1 protein-coding gene is annotated in these 236 nt (G+C 67.8%); it reads right to left on the reverse strand.

Annotated features, from left to right (window positions below):
• Window positions 1-236: sodium ion-translocating decarboxylase subunit beta (locus PGR23_RS24490; protein ID WP_316423654.1), on the reverse strand; the 236-nt coding region annotated here is incomplete at both ends.

Below are 236 nucleotides of genomic sequence, written 5' to 3' on the forward strand. Positions count from 1 at the left end.
TTCTCGCGTTTGCTCACCGTACGCAGCTGCACCATGCGGATCTTCCGCTCTTTGTCGCTGGTCAGCGCCTTCATGATCGGCGGCTGGATCAGCGGCACCAGCGCCATGTAGGAGTAGGCGGCCACCGCGATGGCCCCCAGCAGCTCCGGCGCCAGCTTGCTCGACAGGTAGATGGCCGTCGGGCCGTCGGCGCCGCCGATGATGCCGATGGCCGCCGCCTGCGGCAGGGTGAAGGA

This window comes from Klebsiella sp. 141162, assembly GCF_050600755.1.
Classification (GTDB): Bacteria; Pseudomonadota; Gammaproteobacteria; order Enterobacterales; family Enterobacteriaceae; genus Klebsiella; species Klebsiella aerogenes.